Genomic DNA, 13,823 nt, shown 5'->3' on the forward strand with positions numbered 1-13,823 from the left:
GAGCTTCACCGCGGACGGATCGTCGAACTGGCGCGTGAGCGTCTCGAGAGTGGTGCCGATGAACGCCCCGGCATCCTTCGCCGGAAGGATCACGGTCACCAGGGGGCGGGGCACCGGCTCATGGTGCCGGGGCGTGTTTACCGGCGTGGGACGGCGGGGTGAACGGGTGGTGACACGGGGGAGGTGTTCACCACTCAGGAGAACCGGGCCGGGACGGCCGGTTTCGGGCCGGAATCAGCCCGGCGGGGCCGATCGTTCCTTAGTTGTGAACACCGAACGGGGGCCGAGCTCTCGCAACGTGCGGCGAAATCTCAGGCGGCCCGCCGCTCGCGCTGCACGACGGGATCGGGTACCGGAGCGGCCGCCACCAGACGTTGCGTGTAGGGCATCTCCGGACTGGTGAGGACAGCTCTGGCGTACCCCTGTTCGACGATCTTCCCCTGCTGCAGCACCACGACACTCTCGGACAGCAATTCGACGACCGCGAGATCGTGGCTGATGAACAGACACGAGAAGCCGAGCCGTTGCTGAAGCTCCTGGAACACGTCCAGCACCGCAGCCTGCACAGAGACGTCGAGCGCCGATGTCGGCTCATCCGCGATGAGCAGCGACGGTTCCAGCGCGATCGCGCGGGCAATTCCGACGCGCTGGCGCTGCCCTCCGGACAGCTCGTGCGGGAATCGAGATGCCCACGCGGTCGGCAGCTCCACCTGCTCCAGCAGCTGGTGCACTCGCTGGCGGCGGGCAGCGGCGCCCAGGTCCCGGCGATGCACGACGAGAGGTTCCGCGATGGACTCGCCGATCGTCACACGCGGGTTCAGCGAAGACGCCGGGTCCTGGAAGACCATGCCATACCTGGCCCGCGCGCGCGCCAGTCCGGCCCCCTGCAACTCGGTGACGTCGGTGTCCTCTATCGTGATGCGCCCCGATTCGACCGGAAGCAGGCCGACGACGGCCTTGCCGATGGTGGACTTGCCCGACCCCGACTCTCCCACCAGGCCCACCACCTTGCCGGCGGGAACTACGAAGCTGACATCCTCGACGGCAAGGAAACCAGGGCGCCGCCACGAGCCCGGATAACGGATGTGCAGGTTCTCGACGACGAGTGCCGCAGGCGTCCGGATGTCCTCGGTCGGCGGTTCCCGGTCCACCGTCGACAGCGCCGGCTTAGGCACGGCATCGAGCAGGCGCCGGGTGTAGTCGTCCTTCGGCGATGCGAAGAGCGAGAACACGTCCGCGGACTCGACCACCTCGCCCTCCTTCATCACCACCACGCGGTCGGCCATCTCCGCCACGACTCCCATGTCGTGGGTGATGAGCAGGATCGACATCCCGCGCGACTTCTGCAGCGAGCGCAGCAGTCGCAGGATCTCCGCCTGGACGGTGACGTCGAGGGCCGTGGTCGGCTCGTCAGCAATCAGCATCCGCGGCGAACCCGAGATCGCCATGGCGATCATCGCCCGCTGGCGCTGGCCGCCCGAGAGTTGGTGCGGATACGCCGAGACGCGCCGCTCGGGCTCGGGGATCCCGACCTCGCGTAGGAGATCCACAACGCGCGTCATCGCCTGCGAGCGTGTGAGCGGTTCGTGCAGACGCAGGGCGTCCGATATCTGCTTCCCGATCGTGTAGACGGGGTTGAAGGCCGTCATCGGCTCCTGGAATACGACGCCGATCTCGCCACCGCGCAGCTGCCGCAGCCGATCTGGCTTCACCGTGATCAGGTCCTCATCGCCGAAGCGAATGCTCCCACGGCGCACCGCCCCCTTCGGCAGCAGGTCGAGGATCGCCATCGCCGAAACCGACTTCCCCGAGCCGGACTCCCCGACGAGCGCAAGCGTCTCCCCCTCACGGATGTCGAAGTCGATCCCGTGCGTCACGAAGGTCGTCTCGCCTTCCTTCGTGAAGCCGACCCGAAGGTCCTCCACGGTCAGCAGCGCCTGCTCAGACATTGGACTTCTCCTCGATCTTCTCCAGCTCGGCCCTGAGCGCACGAGTCCCCTCGATGCAGACCTCCCGCGATCCGCCGAGGTCTCGCCAGGTGTGGGTTCGGGCCGCCATCACCGGCAACCCGACCGGGAAATGCTCGTACACGAGCAGGTCGTCGTACCCGACGTCGCGGAGCGCGCGGAGCACCTCGGTCCACGGCACCTGACCGGTGCCGGGGACGCCCCTGTTACTCTCCACTGCGTGGACGTGTCCGAGCAGCGGTCCGACCCGGCGGATCGCCCGCGGCGTGTCCGACTCCTCGATGTTCATGTGCCACGTGTCCAGCTGCACGCGGACGTTCGGCGAATCGACCTCCTCGACGAGGGCGATCGCGTCGTCGGCAGTATTCAGGAAGTACCCCGAGTAGCGGCTCACCGGTTCCACCGTCAGCGTAATCCCGGCGTCTTGGGCCTCCGGCGCGACGGCACGGAGTGCGTCGACGCTGCGGTCCCACTCCTGTGCCGTCCGGCCCCGCCCGGCGAACACGCCGTTGGCCGAGTGTAGGCCGCCACCGACCTTGCGGGCCCCGAGGGTCTCTGCGAGGCGGATGCTGCGGCGGAGGTGATCGACCCCGGCACGCCGCACGTCGGCATCGTCACTGATCGTGTTCCGTTCGGCCGGGAGCGCAACCCCGAGCACGAGGTCGATGTCGGTCTCGTCGAGAGCTCGACGAACCTCCGCAACCGGGAACGCCTCCGGCAGCCGGACGTCGATCTCGATGGCGTCCAGGCCGATGTCCGCGACGGTGCGCACGGTCTCGGCGGGATTCTCCGCAATGTCATGTACGAACATCTGGCTGTGCGCTCCGAACCTCATCGCAGCTTCCTGCCGATCGTCACCCGGGCGGTCTGGATCGGTTCCGTGCGCGCGAACGCGACGGGCCGATCCCGGCGCGACCGACGGCGGCGCGGATCGAGCGACCGCTCCAGCGCGTCGGCGAGCACCGAGAACGCGAGCACTGTGGCGACGACAATCCCGCCGGCGACGAAGAGCAGCAGTGGCGATCGGGTCATCAGCGCCTGCCCCTCGGCGATCATGCCGCCCCAGCTGGGTGCTGGAGGCACCACTCCGAGCCCGAGGAAGCTCAGCCCAGAGGACAGCAGCAGGGAAGCCGCGAGCGTCAGTGACAGCTGCACCAGCACAGGGGCCATCACGCCGGGCAGAATTACGCGGGAAAGGATCCGTGGCCGCGGCGTACCGATCACGGTGCTCGCCTGCACGTACTCGAGGTTCTTCAGCGTCAGCACCTCGCCGTAGACGATGCGAGCGAAGGCAGGTGCGAAAAGGATGCCCATGGTGACGATGAGGGTCAGCGGCCCGGGCCCCACCATGGTGACGATCATCAGTGCAAACACGATCGGGGGGAAAGCGAGGATCACCTCGATGGAGCGCATCGAGAGCAGGTTCACGATGCCCCGGCTGCTCCCGCCGATCAGGCCGATCGTGACGCCCAGCGCCGCGGCCAGGGCGGCCGCGCCGAAGGAGACGAGCAGGTCGATGCGGGCGCCGTGGATCAGACGGGAGAACACGTCGCGGCCGAACTGGTCGGTGCCGAGCAGGTGTGCCCCGCTGGGAGACGCCAGACGCTCCGGGCTCTGGCCGACCGGATCGTAGGGCGCCATCAGAGGCGCGAAGACCGCGAGGAGCACGAGCACCGCGAGGAAGACGGCTGCGATCAGCACGCCGGGCGAGCGGAGTTCTCGGAGAAAGGCCGACATGATCACTGCGTCCTTCCGCGGGGGTCGAGGAACCCGTAGGCGATGTCGACCGCGATGTTGATGAGGATGAAGATGCCGGCGATGACCAGCACGATGCCCTGCACCATCGGGTAGTCGCGGCTGGTCACGCCCTCGATCAGAAGGCCCGACAGCCCGGGCCAGCTGAAGACGCGCTCGATGATGACGGTGCCCCCGAGGAGGCCGCCGAGCTGCAGCGCGGTGACGCTCAGCACGGGTGAGAGCGAGTTGCGCAGCACGTGCTTTCGGAACACGGTGCCTTCGCGATTGCCGACGGAGCGCCCAGTGCGCACCCACTCCTGATTCGAAACGGCCAGAACCGAGGAGCGCGTCATGCGCGCCACGATGCCAGTGAAGCCGATTGAGAGCGCCACGACGGGCAGGGTGAGCGACTGCATGAACTCGCCGAAGTCGCGGTCGGGTGCGGTGTACCCGCCGGACGGCAACCACTTCAGCTGTACCCCGACGAGGTACACGAGCACGACGGCGGCGACGTAGGACGGCACGGCGACCGCGAATGAGGTCAGCACGAGGGTGGCCCGGTCGATGAATCCGCCGCGTCGGGCCGCCAGGGCGCCGACGGCGACGCCGCAGATCACCGAGACGGCGGTGGCGGTGAGCACGAGCTGCAGAGTCCGTGGCAGCCGCTGTGCGATATGGGTGATCACCGGCTGACTGTCCTGGACCGACGTGCCGAGAGTGCCCCCGACGATGTCGCCGAGGAAGTGGAGGTACTGCTGCCAGAGCGGCAGGTTCAGCCCGAGCTCCTCGCGCAGCTGCTGGACCGCGTCCTCCGTCGGCGTTGCGCCCGTCCCGGTCAGGATGAGCCGGGCGGGGTCTCCCGGCACCAGCTGCATGGCCAGGAAGACCACCGTCGCCACGACGAAGAGGAGGACCACGCCGGCGGCCAGCCGGCGAAGGATCATTATCGCCATTGCTCGTCCCTTCTTGCAGAGCCGTCCGGGTGCCGCCCGAGGCGGGGCACCCGGACGGTGCGGATCACTCGAACCGCGTCTGGGCCAAGGTGTAGCCGGAGTTGAACGTGAGGAATCCGGAAATGTTAGTGAAGCCGGCGAGCGTATCCGACAGGCCGTATGCCTGGGAACGCCAGCCAAGCCCGACGATGGGAGCGGTCTCGAGCACGTATGCGCCCAGCTCGTCGTAGATCTTCTTGCGGGCCTCCAGGTCGCTCTCCGTCCGGCCCTTGGCGAGCAGTTCGTTCACCTTCGGGTCGTTATATCCGAAGGGCGCGTTCTGGGCGCCGGCCGGCGTGAGGATCTGGTCCAGGAATGCCGGGTCATTGGTAACGCCGACCGTACCGTACACGGCGATGTCGTAGTCGCCGGCGGCGCCGACCTCGAGTCGGGTCGGCCAGTCAGGCAGGTTCATCTCCAGCTCGATGCCGATGGCCTTGAGGTCGTTCTGCACGGAGATCGCGGTGTCCTGGTGGAACGAGTATTGCGACGAGGACAGCATTCGCGCGGTGAACCCGTCGGGGTAACCGGCCTCGGCCAGCAGCGCCTTGGCCTTGTCGACGTCCTGTTCGTAATGGTTCGCCTGCTCTTCGTTGTAGAACGGTGAGCTCTCAGGGATCGGCATGCCCGACAGCGGCGCACCGACGCCGCCGAGCGCGGCATCCACCACGGCCTGGCGGTCGACGGCCCAGGCGACCGCTTCACGCACCTTGGGGTCGGAGAACGGCGAGTCCGGCGTCGTGTTGAAGAGCAGGTACATGAATGGACCCTCGGTCGCGTCGAGCACCAGATTGCCGGCGCTCTCCACCTGCTCATAACTGTTCCAGCCCACGAACGAGGTCATGTCGACGCTGCCGCTGAGCAGGGCGTTGTCACGCGCCGCCTGATCCGGGATGATTTCGAACTCGATCGTGTCAACATGGGGCTCGTCCTCGACGTAGAAGTCCTCGAACTTCTCGACGACGAACGCGCTGCCCTTCTCGTAGCTGACGAACTTGTACGGTCCCGCACCGACGTAGGTCGGACCGTCGGAGCCGACCTCCTCCGAGGGCAGAATGGCTCCGGACACGTCAGCCATGTAGCTGAGGAATGCGGCATCCGGGCTGGCGAGGGTGACGACCACCGTCGTGTCGTCCGGCGTCTCCACCAACTGGATCCCCTTCGCGGCCGGGAACAGCTTCGCCACGCTGTCGGGGTTCTTCATGTGCTCGAGGGTCGCCTTGACATCCTCGCTGGTGAGCTCACTGCCGTCGTGGAATGTCAGCCCCTCCCGCAGGTGGAAGGTGAACGTCTGTGCGCCCTCCTCATCCCAGCTCTCGGCGAGAGCAGGAGCGACTTCTCCCTTGGCGTCGTACTGCACGAGTCCGCGATGCAGCACGCCGTTGAGGATCATCGAAGCGCTGCCCTGATTCTGAGGGGTAACGAGGTTCGGGACATCGCTGTCGAGCCCGAAGCGGAGGGTGGTGGGGCCGTCTTCCCCTCCTCCGCCGCTCGACGAGCACGCGGCCAGAGCCGTCGCGGTCGCCGCAATCGCGACGATGCCGATCGCGCGCCGTGCGGCGCGCCGCAGGGCGCCATTGCCCGCTGACATGGTCACCATGGTGGTTCTCCTTTGGTTTCCGGCCGATGGCGGCCGTCGTGTGTGCGCCTCAGGACGCGTTATCGGGTTCAGCTGACCTCGACATCGCCACCTGCTCCGCCGTTGTCAACCTGGGCTGGGGACCATTCTGGGAACGTTCCCGTTAATGCTGTAAGACACTCTCGCGCAGATTGGGAACGGTGTCAATGATCAGGTGCAGAATTGATGTATTCGCAATGTTCGCCTCTTCGCCTTCCCCGCACCTCGATACGATGCGAGCATCCGCTTGGTTGAAAGAAGGTTCATGGTCTCCCGCAGCGCTTCCGTGACGATCATCGACGTCGCCCGTGAAGCGGGTGTATCGAAGTCGGCTGCTGCGCGCGTCCTCGCTCGCAACGGGTCGGCGAGCGCTGCAACTCGGGAAAGGGTGCTCGCCGCTGCGGCGAAGCTCGGCTACCGGCCCAACCAACTGGCCAAGGCGATGAAATCCGGGTCGACGCGCACCATCGGCGTCATCGTTCCCGATGTGGCGAGTTCTTTCTTCTCCGCGGTTCTGCGCGGGCTCACGGACTCCGCACGGGCCGCGGGATTCGAGGTACTCGTCAGTAACACCGACAACGACCCCGATATCGAAGCGAGCTCGATCGATCTGCTCGCAGAGAAGCGCGTCGACGGCATCGTCATAGCACCCGTGTTCCAGGACGAGCCCTCGGCGATTCTCGACATCGCCGATGAGGGCCTTCCGGTGGTTCTGCTGGACCGATGCATGCCTCGTCTTGAGCACCTGCCCCTTGTGTGCGTGGACCATGCCGACGCGAGTCGACAGGCGACCGCAGCACTTCTCAAGCTCGGCCACCGGAGAATCGCGCTGATCACCGAGACGACGCGGACCGTCCCCGAGTTGCAGCAGCTGGCCCGAGAGTCCGACCTCTCTCTGCTCCGACCCTCCGCCCAGCGGGCGATCGGCTATCTGCGCGCCCTCGCCGACGCCGGATTGAATGCCGAGGACGCACTCCTGGTCCGTTCCGGATACTCCGTGGAGTCAGCTGCCGGCGCCATGATCGGGTTCCTCGACGGCGAACACGATGTCACCGCCGCCCACGCGACCGATGCCGTGCTGACATCCGGCGCGTACCGCGCATTTAGCGCGAAGGGCATGCGTCTGCCGGACGACCTGTCCTTCGTCGGCTTCGACGATCAGGACTGGACGACGCTGGTCCGACCTGCGGTGTCTGTCGTCGACCAGCCGCGGCAACGCCTGGGAGCGGCAGCGGCGACGGCCCTTATCGCGGCGATTCGGGGGAACAGGCCTGAGGAGCTGAACGTGCGGCTCAATGCCTCGCTGCTGATGCGCGAGTCGGCAGTGGCTGCCCACCCCGGCGTGAAGGCGGGCGCGGAGGAGTTCCGCGCCCGCCCGCTGGTTCAGGATCGATGGTGACGCGCGGTGTCCTCGGTGATGCGCCCGTCCTCTAGGTCGGCATCGATCCGCTCCTGATCCCGGCGACCCGGATCCCCGTAACCACCGGCGCCGGCGGTCTCGATGGATGCCCACTGCCCGGGCTGCAGCACCGTGTAGCCGTGATCGATGGGGCGGGCGTCGTCGCTGAGCACGCATCGGGCGGATGCCCCCGGCCCACCCCCGAAGACACCCCAGGGCTGGGACTTCTGCCGGCTGGTGTCGAGCCAGAAGTGCACGTCCGGCGCTTCGACGCGGATCCGCCGCCGGATCCCCATCCCTCCCCGATGCTCGCCGGTCCCGCCCGAGTCCTCGATGAACTCGTAGGCCTCGACCATCAGGGGATACTCGGTCTCGAGGCTCTCCACCGGAAGGTTCGACGTGTTCGTCATATGGACCTGAACTCCATCGAGGCCGTCTTTGTTGAAGCGTGCGCCGCTGCCGCCGCCGATGGTCTCCAGGTAGACGAACTCCCGGCCTCTCGCCGCGTCTCGCCCGGAGAAGTGCACACCGGTGTTGGCGCCGTTGGAGGCCCCGGTGACGCGCTCGGGCACGGCCGGGGCGAGGGCGCCCTGGATGAGGTCGACGATGCGCTGGCAGGTCTCGCTGCGGCCGTTCACCGCAGCGGGAGCCGAGCAGTTGATGATGGAGCCCTCCGGCGCCTCGATCGTGACCGGACGGTAGAGACCGGCATTGGGCGCGATGTCCGGGTCGATGAGCGTCTTGATCGTGTAGTACACGGCGGCGTAGAGCCCAGTCCACACGACATTGACACTCGCGCGGACCTGCGGTGGGTTGCCGGAGAAGTCGAAGAGCATCTCATCTCCGCTCACCACGATCCGCACCCGCAGGGTCAGTTCGTCGTCAAGTTCGGGGCAGTCGAAGCGGTCGCTGAACTCGTAAGCCCCGTCCGGGAACTCCGCGATGGCGGCGCGGGTGCGGCGTTCGGTGTAGTCGAGGAGCTCGGCACCAATCGCCTGCACCGTCTCGCGGCCGTAGCGTGCGCACAGTTCCGTGTACCTGGTCACTGCGACGCGGAGGGCCGCTTCCTGAGCCCGCAGATCCGCGATGCGCTCCTCCGGAACCTGGCAGTTCAGCAGGATCAGCTGGAGTAGCTCGTCCTGCCGCGCGCCCGCCGTGACGAGATGCACCGGCGGAATGCGGATTGCCTCCTGGAAGATGTGCGCGTGTCCGCGGTCGCCGAAATCGGCATGATGTGCCAGGGTGGCGGCCCACGCGGCCAGTTCCCCGTCCACGAAGATCGGCGCGGCGAGGACGATGTCTGGAAGATGCGATCCCCCGCCCGTGTACGGGTCGTTGCCGATGAACACGTCACCCGGCTGGATCTGCTCCGGCGAGAATCGCTGTCGCAGGGAGGCGACGATTCCCATCAGCGACCCGAGGTGGAGCGGCGAGCCGCCCTCGTCCTGTGCAATCGCCTGCCCCTCGGCATCGAAGAGGCTCGCAGTGCAGTCGCGCCGCTCCTTGATGTTCGGCGAGTACGCGGCCTTCACCAACGTCTCGCTCATCTCCTCCACGATCGTCGAGAACGCCGATCCGACGACCTCGACCAGGACGGGATCCAGTCCGGTCCGCTCCGTTGCAGTACTCATGCCTCGTCTCCGCTTTCGATGATCAGGTTGCGATAGGAATCCACCCGGCACTCGTCGCCGGGAAGGAGCACCGTCGTCGTGTCCATCTGTTCGATGACGGCCGGCCCGAGGATCACGTCCCCGGGTGTGAGCAGTTGCCGGTCGTACACGGGAGTCTCGACGTATCCGTCCGTCGGGTCGAAGCACGCGAGCCGGGTGTCCATCCGTGCCTTCTGGGGGTCCGATGCGCTCGCTGGCGACTCCTGCACGTCGAAGCGCGGCGCCGCACCGCTGGCTTCGAGCCGGAACGTGACCACTTCCACCTCAGCGTCCTCGGACCGGTAGCCGTAGACCCGCTCGTGCGCCTCGTGGAACAGTTCGACGAGCCGCGCCACGCCGTCGCGCGTGAACAGGTGATTCTCGGGAATCTCGACGGCCAGCTCGAAGTTCTGGCCGCGATACCGCAGGTCCATGCGACGCACGGTCGCACGCCCCTCGCTGCCGACCCCCTCCTCGACGAACCATGCGGCGGCGGCCGCGTCCAGCTCGGCGAACACGGCGTCGATCGCCGCTGCGCCGGCGTCGTGCACCGGTGCGATCCGCGTGCGCATGAAGTCGGTCTTGACGTCGGTCATGAGCAGACCAAGGGCCGACTGCGCGCCCGGGATCTCCGGGACCACCATGCGGCGCATCCCGAGCTCCCGCGCCAGACGCGAGGCGTGCAGCGGGCCAGCGCCGCCGAAGGGGACGAGGGCGTAGTCGCGCGGGTCGTATCCGCGCTGCACGGACACCACGCGGATCGCGCGCGCCATGTTGGCGGTGACCACACGCAGGATACCGAGGGCCGTCTCCTCGACGCTGAGACCTAGCGGGTCCGCGAGCCGGCGCATCGCCGCGACCGATGCCTCCCGGTCGATCTTCATCTGGCCGTTCAGCAGGTACTCGGGGTTCAGCATGCGCAGGACGACATTCGCGTCGGTCACCGCCGCCTCGTCGCCGTTGCCGTAGCACGCCGGGCCCGGGAAGGCGCCCGCGCTCTGCGGACCGACGCGGAGGTGGTTCCCGCTGTCGATCCACGCCAGCGACCCGCCGCCGGCGCCGACGGTGTGAATGTCGAGCATTGGCGACCGTACCGGCCGACCGTCGAGTTCCATGCCGGCCGTGACCTTCGGGCGGCCGCCCTGCACGAGCGAGATGTCGGACGAGGTCCCGCCCATGTCGAACGTGATGATGTCCGGGAATCCCGCGGCGGCGCAGATCTGCGCCGCGCCGACGACGCCGGTGCTCGGCCCCGAAAGGACCAGCCGCACCGGCATAGCCTCGGCCGTGTGGAACGGGATGACGCCGCCATTGCTCTGCGTCACATGGGGGACGGGGTGCAGACCCCGGTCGGCCAGCACGGAGCGGAGGCGGGACAGGTAGTTCGCCACCACCGGACCGACGTACGAGTTGGTCACGACGGTTGAGAGCCGCTCGTACTCCCGGAACTCCGGCAGAACATCCGAGGAGAGTGAGACGTAGACGCCGGGGTACTCCTCCGCGATAATCTCGGCAACCCGCCGCTCATGCGAGGAGTCGAGATAGCTGTAGAGGAAGCAGACGGCGATGGACTCGACGCCGGCATCGCGCAGTTCGCGGACGGCACGACGCACATCGTCCTCATCGAGCGGGGTCTCCACTGCGCCGGTATGACGCACCCGTTCCGTGACCTCCTTCCGCAGGTGCCTCGAGACGTGCGGCTCGGGCTTATCCGCCTGCGGGTCGTACATCGAGGGGCGGCGGCCGCGGCCCAGCTCCAGCAGATCGCGGAAGCCCCGGGTCGTGATCAGGCCCGTCCTCGCACCCCGCCCGGTCAGCAGCGCATTCGTGCCCACCGTCGTGCCGTGCGCGAAGTACGCAACCTCACCGATTTGCCGGCTGCCGATCTGGTCCAGGATCTCCGTGACACCGCGGACGATCGCGCGACCGGGGTCGTCGGGTGTACTCGAAACCTTCCGCACGTGGATCCGCGCGGTCTCCTCGTCGAACGCGCAGACGTCGGTGAACGTCCCTCCGGTGTCGACGCCGATTCGCAGGCTCATGACGTTCCCGCTCTCCTTCTAGTTCTCTTCGCTGGATACTTGGTTCTCGATCGTCCGCCGCTGAGGTCAGGCGGGTGCTGTCTTCGGCTCGACCACGGATGCCGGATCGAACGGCATGCCGCGGCCGAACGCCCCGTACACCTGGCAGACCTGGGCCGCGTGAGCACTTGCGGCGGCGAGGGTCGCCGGCATGCTGCGCCCGGTCCCCAGGCCCACGAGCAGCCCGGCGATGAACGCGTCACCGGCACCGAGCGTGTCGACGGGGCTCACCAAGTCTGCCGGTTGGTGGTAGACGCGGTCACCAGCTCCGACAAAGGCGCCCGCCTCACCGCGGGTGACCAGCACATGTTCGGCGCCAGCGTCCCGAGCAGCACGCACCAGATCCTCAGCCTCCCGTTCGACAAGGTGTCCTCCGGAGAAGGAGGCAAGATGTAGATGATGGAGGGACGATGCGAGCTGGTCGAAGTCGAATCGGGCGCCGAAGTCGAAGGAAACCTTGGTTCGCTCGGCGATCTCCGGCACCCGTGCCAGTAGCGTGCCCGCGTATCCCGAGTGCACGACGTCGTAACGGCGCATTAGTTCGAGCTGTTCGTCGTTGAGGTCGAACAGTGCGGTCGTCCGGTCCGAGCGCAGGAATACGCGGTCGTTATCGCGGAGTTCCACATCCGCCGTTGCGTTCGGGCCGCTGCCCACGCGCACGTGGGTGACGTCGACGTGCTCGGCGGCCAGCGCCGACAGGAGATGACGGCCAACGTCATCATTACCGACCACACCGAGGTACCCTGCGTGTACGCCCATGCGGGCCGCGAACACAGCGACGTTGACGGCGTTTCCGCCGGGGAACTGCATCGACAGATGCAGATATCGATCGGAGACGTTGTCGCCTGCGCCGAGGAGCTTCATGATCCAGTCCTTCTCGCGGAGGATCTCAGTACGCGACCTTGTACATGTACCGGCGCTGGGAGGTGTCGTGGCCCCGGCGGGCAGCGACGTGATCCAGGACCCGGCGCTCCGCGCTCATCAGCGCGATGACGCTGAGGTCCGGGCGAGCCTCGACCGGGATGCCGGGGAGCGAGAATGAGGCGGTATCGACGGCCGCGGAGTTCGGCGTGAACCGCTCGGTGAAGTTGATCACGCGCTCTCCGAGCGGTCGACTGGCATCCTCGGCGACGAGCGTGATCACCGTGGCGTCGTCCACCACCATCTCGAGTGGCCCATGGAAGAAGTCTCCGGCGTTGATGGCGGCGGAGTTCATCCAGCTCATCTCCTGGAAGTAGCACCATGCCATCATCTTGGCCATGCCGTACGCCGGCCCACCGCCGACAATATAGCTCAGCGGAGCGTCGGCGAGGAGTTCGGCGATGCGCTCGCCGACATCCGCCACCTCATCCTTCACGGCCCGCAGCGCACCCGGTAGGGCAGGGATACCGGCGCGGAGTTCAGTTGCCTTTTCGGGCGCACCGAAGTGCTCGAGCAGCGCCGCGGCAAGCTGGGCGTTATGCACGAGCTTCGGCTCGGTGATCGTGATGGTCTCCGGATAGTCGAGGTGCACATCGCCGACACACGAAAGCCCGTTCTCGCCCTCACGGGAGATCGACGCAACGAGTGCCCCCTTGTCCTTGGCGAACTCCGCGGCTGCGGCCGTCTCCGGAGTGTTACCCGAGTGCGATGCGGCGATGACCAGGGCGCGCTCGTCAAGCCCGACCGGGTTGCGGGACGTGAGTTCGGCGCTCGTGATCCGCTGGGTCGCGATGCCTGATGCGTAACGGTCAAGGAGGTCGAATGCTGGATAGGTGCCGAAGTGCGACCCTCCGCACCCGACGAGGTACACCCGCTCCACGCCGCGTTCGAGCGCACGGGTCGCGATCTCGCGCGCCTTGTGGTCCTGAGAGACCGCGTGCTGCACACAGGCTTCGAAGTCGTCGGGGACGGGAATCAGATCATTCATCGTTGTCTTGCCTTCGCTCGGAAAGTCGGTGGTTGGGAACGATCCCAACACAACAACCTTGACCGACATTGGGAACGGTGTCAAGAGTCAACTGCGTTTTGCTCCTCCGGACTGGGATCCGTTGACACGCCCGCGGCAGTCATCGGAATCTGCTGCATCGATCGATGGCGCAGATCCCGGAATCTGCAGCGCATGCGGGGACCGGAGGGTGTGACTGCGGGCGCCGGGTACCGTTGGTCGCATGGAGTGGATCGCCGACCCGAGTCCGGGCGCATGGCTGCGCGAAAGGCTCGACGCCGACACGGCGACGATGCACTCCGTCGTCCCGCGCGGGTTCGACGCGTATGTCCGGGTGTTCCACCCGGCGTGGTCGGGGTCGGACGAGACCGTCCCGTGGGCCGAGGTCGCCTCAGCCTTCGGCACGGTGTTCCACCCGCTCGCGCAGTGGAACCGGCTGGTGCGCACTCCCGC

10 protein-coding genes and 1 pseudogene are annotated in these 13,823 nt (G+C 67.1%); 2 read left to right on the top strand and 9 right to left on the bottom strand.

Going from position 1 to position 13,823, the window contains the following annotated elements:
• Positions 1–311: 311 nt before the first annotated feature.
• The 5 genes from RIN18_RS16540 to RIN18_RS16560 all read right to left on the bottom strand — a co-directional run bounded on the left by RIN18_RS16540 (position 312) and on the right by RIN18_RS16560 (position 6,296).
• On the bottom strand, positions 312–1,949 hold the full coding sequence (locus tag RIN18_RS16540; protein WP_309105088.1) for a dipeptide ABC transporter ATP-binding protein: 1,638 nt from the start codon (positions 1,947–1,949) through the stop codon (positions 312–314).
• A complete protein-coding gene (locus RIN18_RS16545) occupies positions 1,942–2,802 on the bottom strand; it encodes a sugar phosphate isomerase/epimerase family protein (RefSeq protein ID WP_309105089.1) in 861 nt (286 codons plus the stop codon). Before RIN18_RS16545 ends, RIN18_RS16540 begins: the two co-directional genes overlap by 8 nt.
• A complete protein-coding gene (locus RIN18_RS16550; RefSeq protein ID WP_309105090.1) occupies positions 2,799–3,704 on the bottom strand; it encodes an ABC transporter permease in 906 nt (301 codons plus the stop codon). Before RIN18_RS16550 ends, RIN18_RS16545 begins: the two co-directional genes overlap by 4 nt.
• A 2-nt stretch (positions 3,705–3,706) precedes the next feature.
• On the bottom strand, positions 3,707–4,657 hold the full coding sequence (locus RIN18_RS16555; protein ID WP_309105091.1) for an ABC transporter permease: 951 nt from the start codon (positions 4,655–4,657) through the stop codon (positions 3,707–3,709).
• A gap of 64 nt (positions 4,658–4,721) precedes the next feature.
• Positions 4,722–6,296, bottom strand: a complete 1,575-nt coding sequence (locus tag RIN18_RS16560) for an ABC transporter substrate-binding protein (protein ID WP_309105092.1) — start codon at positions 6,294–6,296, stop codon at positions 4,722–4,724.
• Positions 6,297–6,579: 283 nt separating this feature from the next.
• Between RIN18_RS16560 and RIN18_RS16565 the strand changes: the two genes are divergently transcribed.
• On the top strand, positions 6,580–7,713 hold the full coding sequence (locus RIN18_RS16565; protein ID WP_309105093.1) for a LacI family DNA-binding transcriptional regulator: 1,134 nt from the start codon (positions 6,580–6,582) through the stop codon (positions 7,711–7,713).
• On the opposite strand, the gene RIN18_RS16570 is transcribed toward RIN18_RS16565, so the two are convergent.
• The 4 genes from RIN18_RS16570 to RIN18_RS16585 form a co-directional block, all read right to left on the bottom strand.
• A complete protein-coding gene (locus tag RIN18_RS16570; RefSeq protein ID WP_309105094.1) occupies positions 7,698–9,344 on the bottom strand; it encodes a hydantoinase B/oxoprolinase family protein in 1,647 nt (548 codons plus the stop codon). The genes RIN18_RS16565 and RIN18_RS16570 overlap by 16 nt on opposite strands.
• Positions 9,341–11,404 carry a hydantoinase/oxoprolinase family protein gene (locus RIN18_RS16575; protein ID WP_309105095.1) on the bottom strand — a complete coding sequence of 688 codons (2,064 nt, stop codon included), beginning with the start codon at positions 11,402–11,404 and terminating at the stop codon, positions 9,341–9,343. Before RIN18_RS16575 ends, RIN18_RS16570 begins: the two co-directional genes overlap by 4 nt.
• 66 nt (positions 11,405–11,470) lie before the next feature.
• Positions 11,471–12,307 (bottom strand): PfkB family carbohydrate kinase, encoded by an 837-nt coding sequence (locus tag RIN18_RS16580; RefSeq protein ID WP_309105096.1) that lies wholly within the window; start codon positions 12,305–12,307, stop codon positions 11,471–11,473.
• A gap of 25 nt (positions 12,308–12,332) precedes the next feature.
• Positions 12,333–13,352: an SIS domain-containing protein gene (locus RIN18_RS16585; protein ID WP_309105097.1), complete on the bottom strand. Its 1,020-nt coding sequence runs from the start codon at positions 13,350–13,352 to the stop codon at positions 12,333–12,335.
• Between the two features lie 241 nt (positions 13,353–13,593).
• On the opposite strand from RIN18_RS16585, the pseudogene RIN18_RS16590 reads away from it, so the two are divergent.
• A pseudogene (locus RIN18_RS16590) lies at positions 13,594–13,823 on the top strand (hypothetical protein); the annotation flags it as partial.

Origin of the sequence: Microbacterium sp., from assembly GCF_031179285.1 — a bacterium.
GTDB lineage: Bacteria > Actinomycetota > Actinomycetes > Actinomycetales > Microbacteriaceae > Microbacterium.

Coding starts and splice junctions, on each gene's coding strand:
- RIN18_RS16540 (WP_309105088.1), bottom strand. CDS start 1,949: ATGTCTGAGCAGGCGCTGCTGACCGTGGAGGACCTTCGGGTCGGCTTC.
- RIN18_RS16545 (WP_309105089.1), bottom strand. CDS start 2,802: ATGAGGTTCGGAGCGCACAGCCAGATGTTCGTACATGACATTGCGGAG.
- RIN18_RS16550 (WP_309105090.1), bottom strand. CDS start 3,704: ATGTCGGCCTTTCTCCGAGAACTCCGCTCGCCCGGCGTGCTGATCGCA.
- RIN18_RS16555 (WP_309105091.1), bottom strand. CDS start 4,657: ATGGCGATAATGATCCTTCGCCGGCTGGCCGCCGGCGTGGTCCTCCTC.
- RIN18_RS16560 (WP_309105092.1), bottom strand. CDS start 6,296: ATGGTGACCATGTCAGCGGGCAATGGCGCCCTGCGGCGCGCCGCACGG.
- RIN18_RS16565 (WP_309105093.1), top strand. CDS start 6,580: ATGGTCTCCCGCAGCGCTTCCGTGACGATCATCGACGTCGCCCGTGAA.
- RIN18_RS16570 (WP_309105094.1), bottom strand. CDS start 9,344: ATGAGTACTGCAACGGAGCGGACCGGACTGGATCCCGTCCTGGTCGAG.
- RIN18_RS16575 (WP_309105095.1), bottom strand. CDS start 11,404: ATGAGCCTGCGAATCGGCGTCGACACCGGAGGGACGTTCACCGACGTC.
- RIN18_RS16580 (WP_309105096.1), bottom strand. CDS start 12,307: ATGAAGCTCCTCGGCGCAGGCGACAACGTCTCCGATCGATATCTGCAT.
- RIN18_RS16585 (WP_309105097.1), bottom strand. CDS start 13,352: ATGAATGATCTGATTCCCGTCCCCGACGACTTCGAAGCCTGTGTGCAG.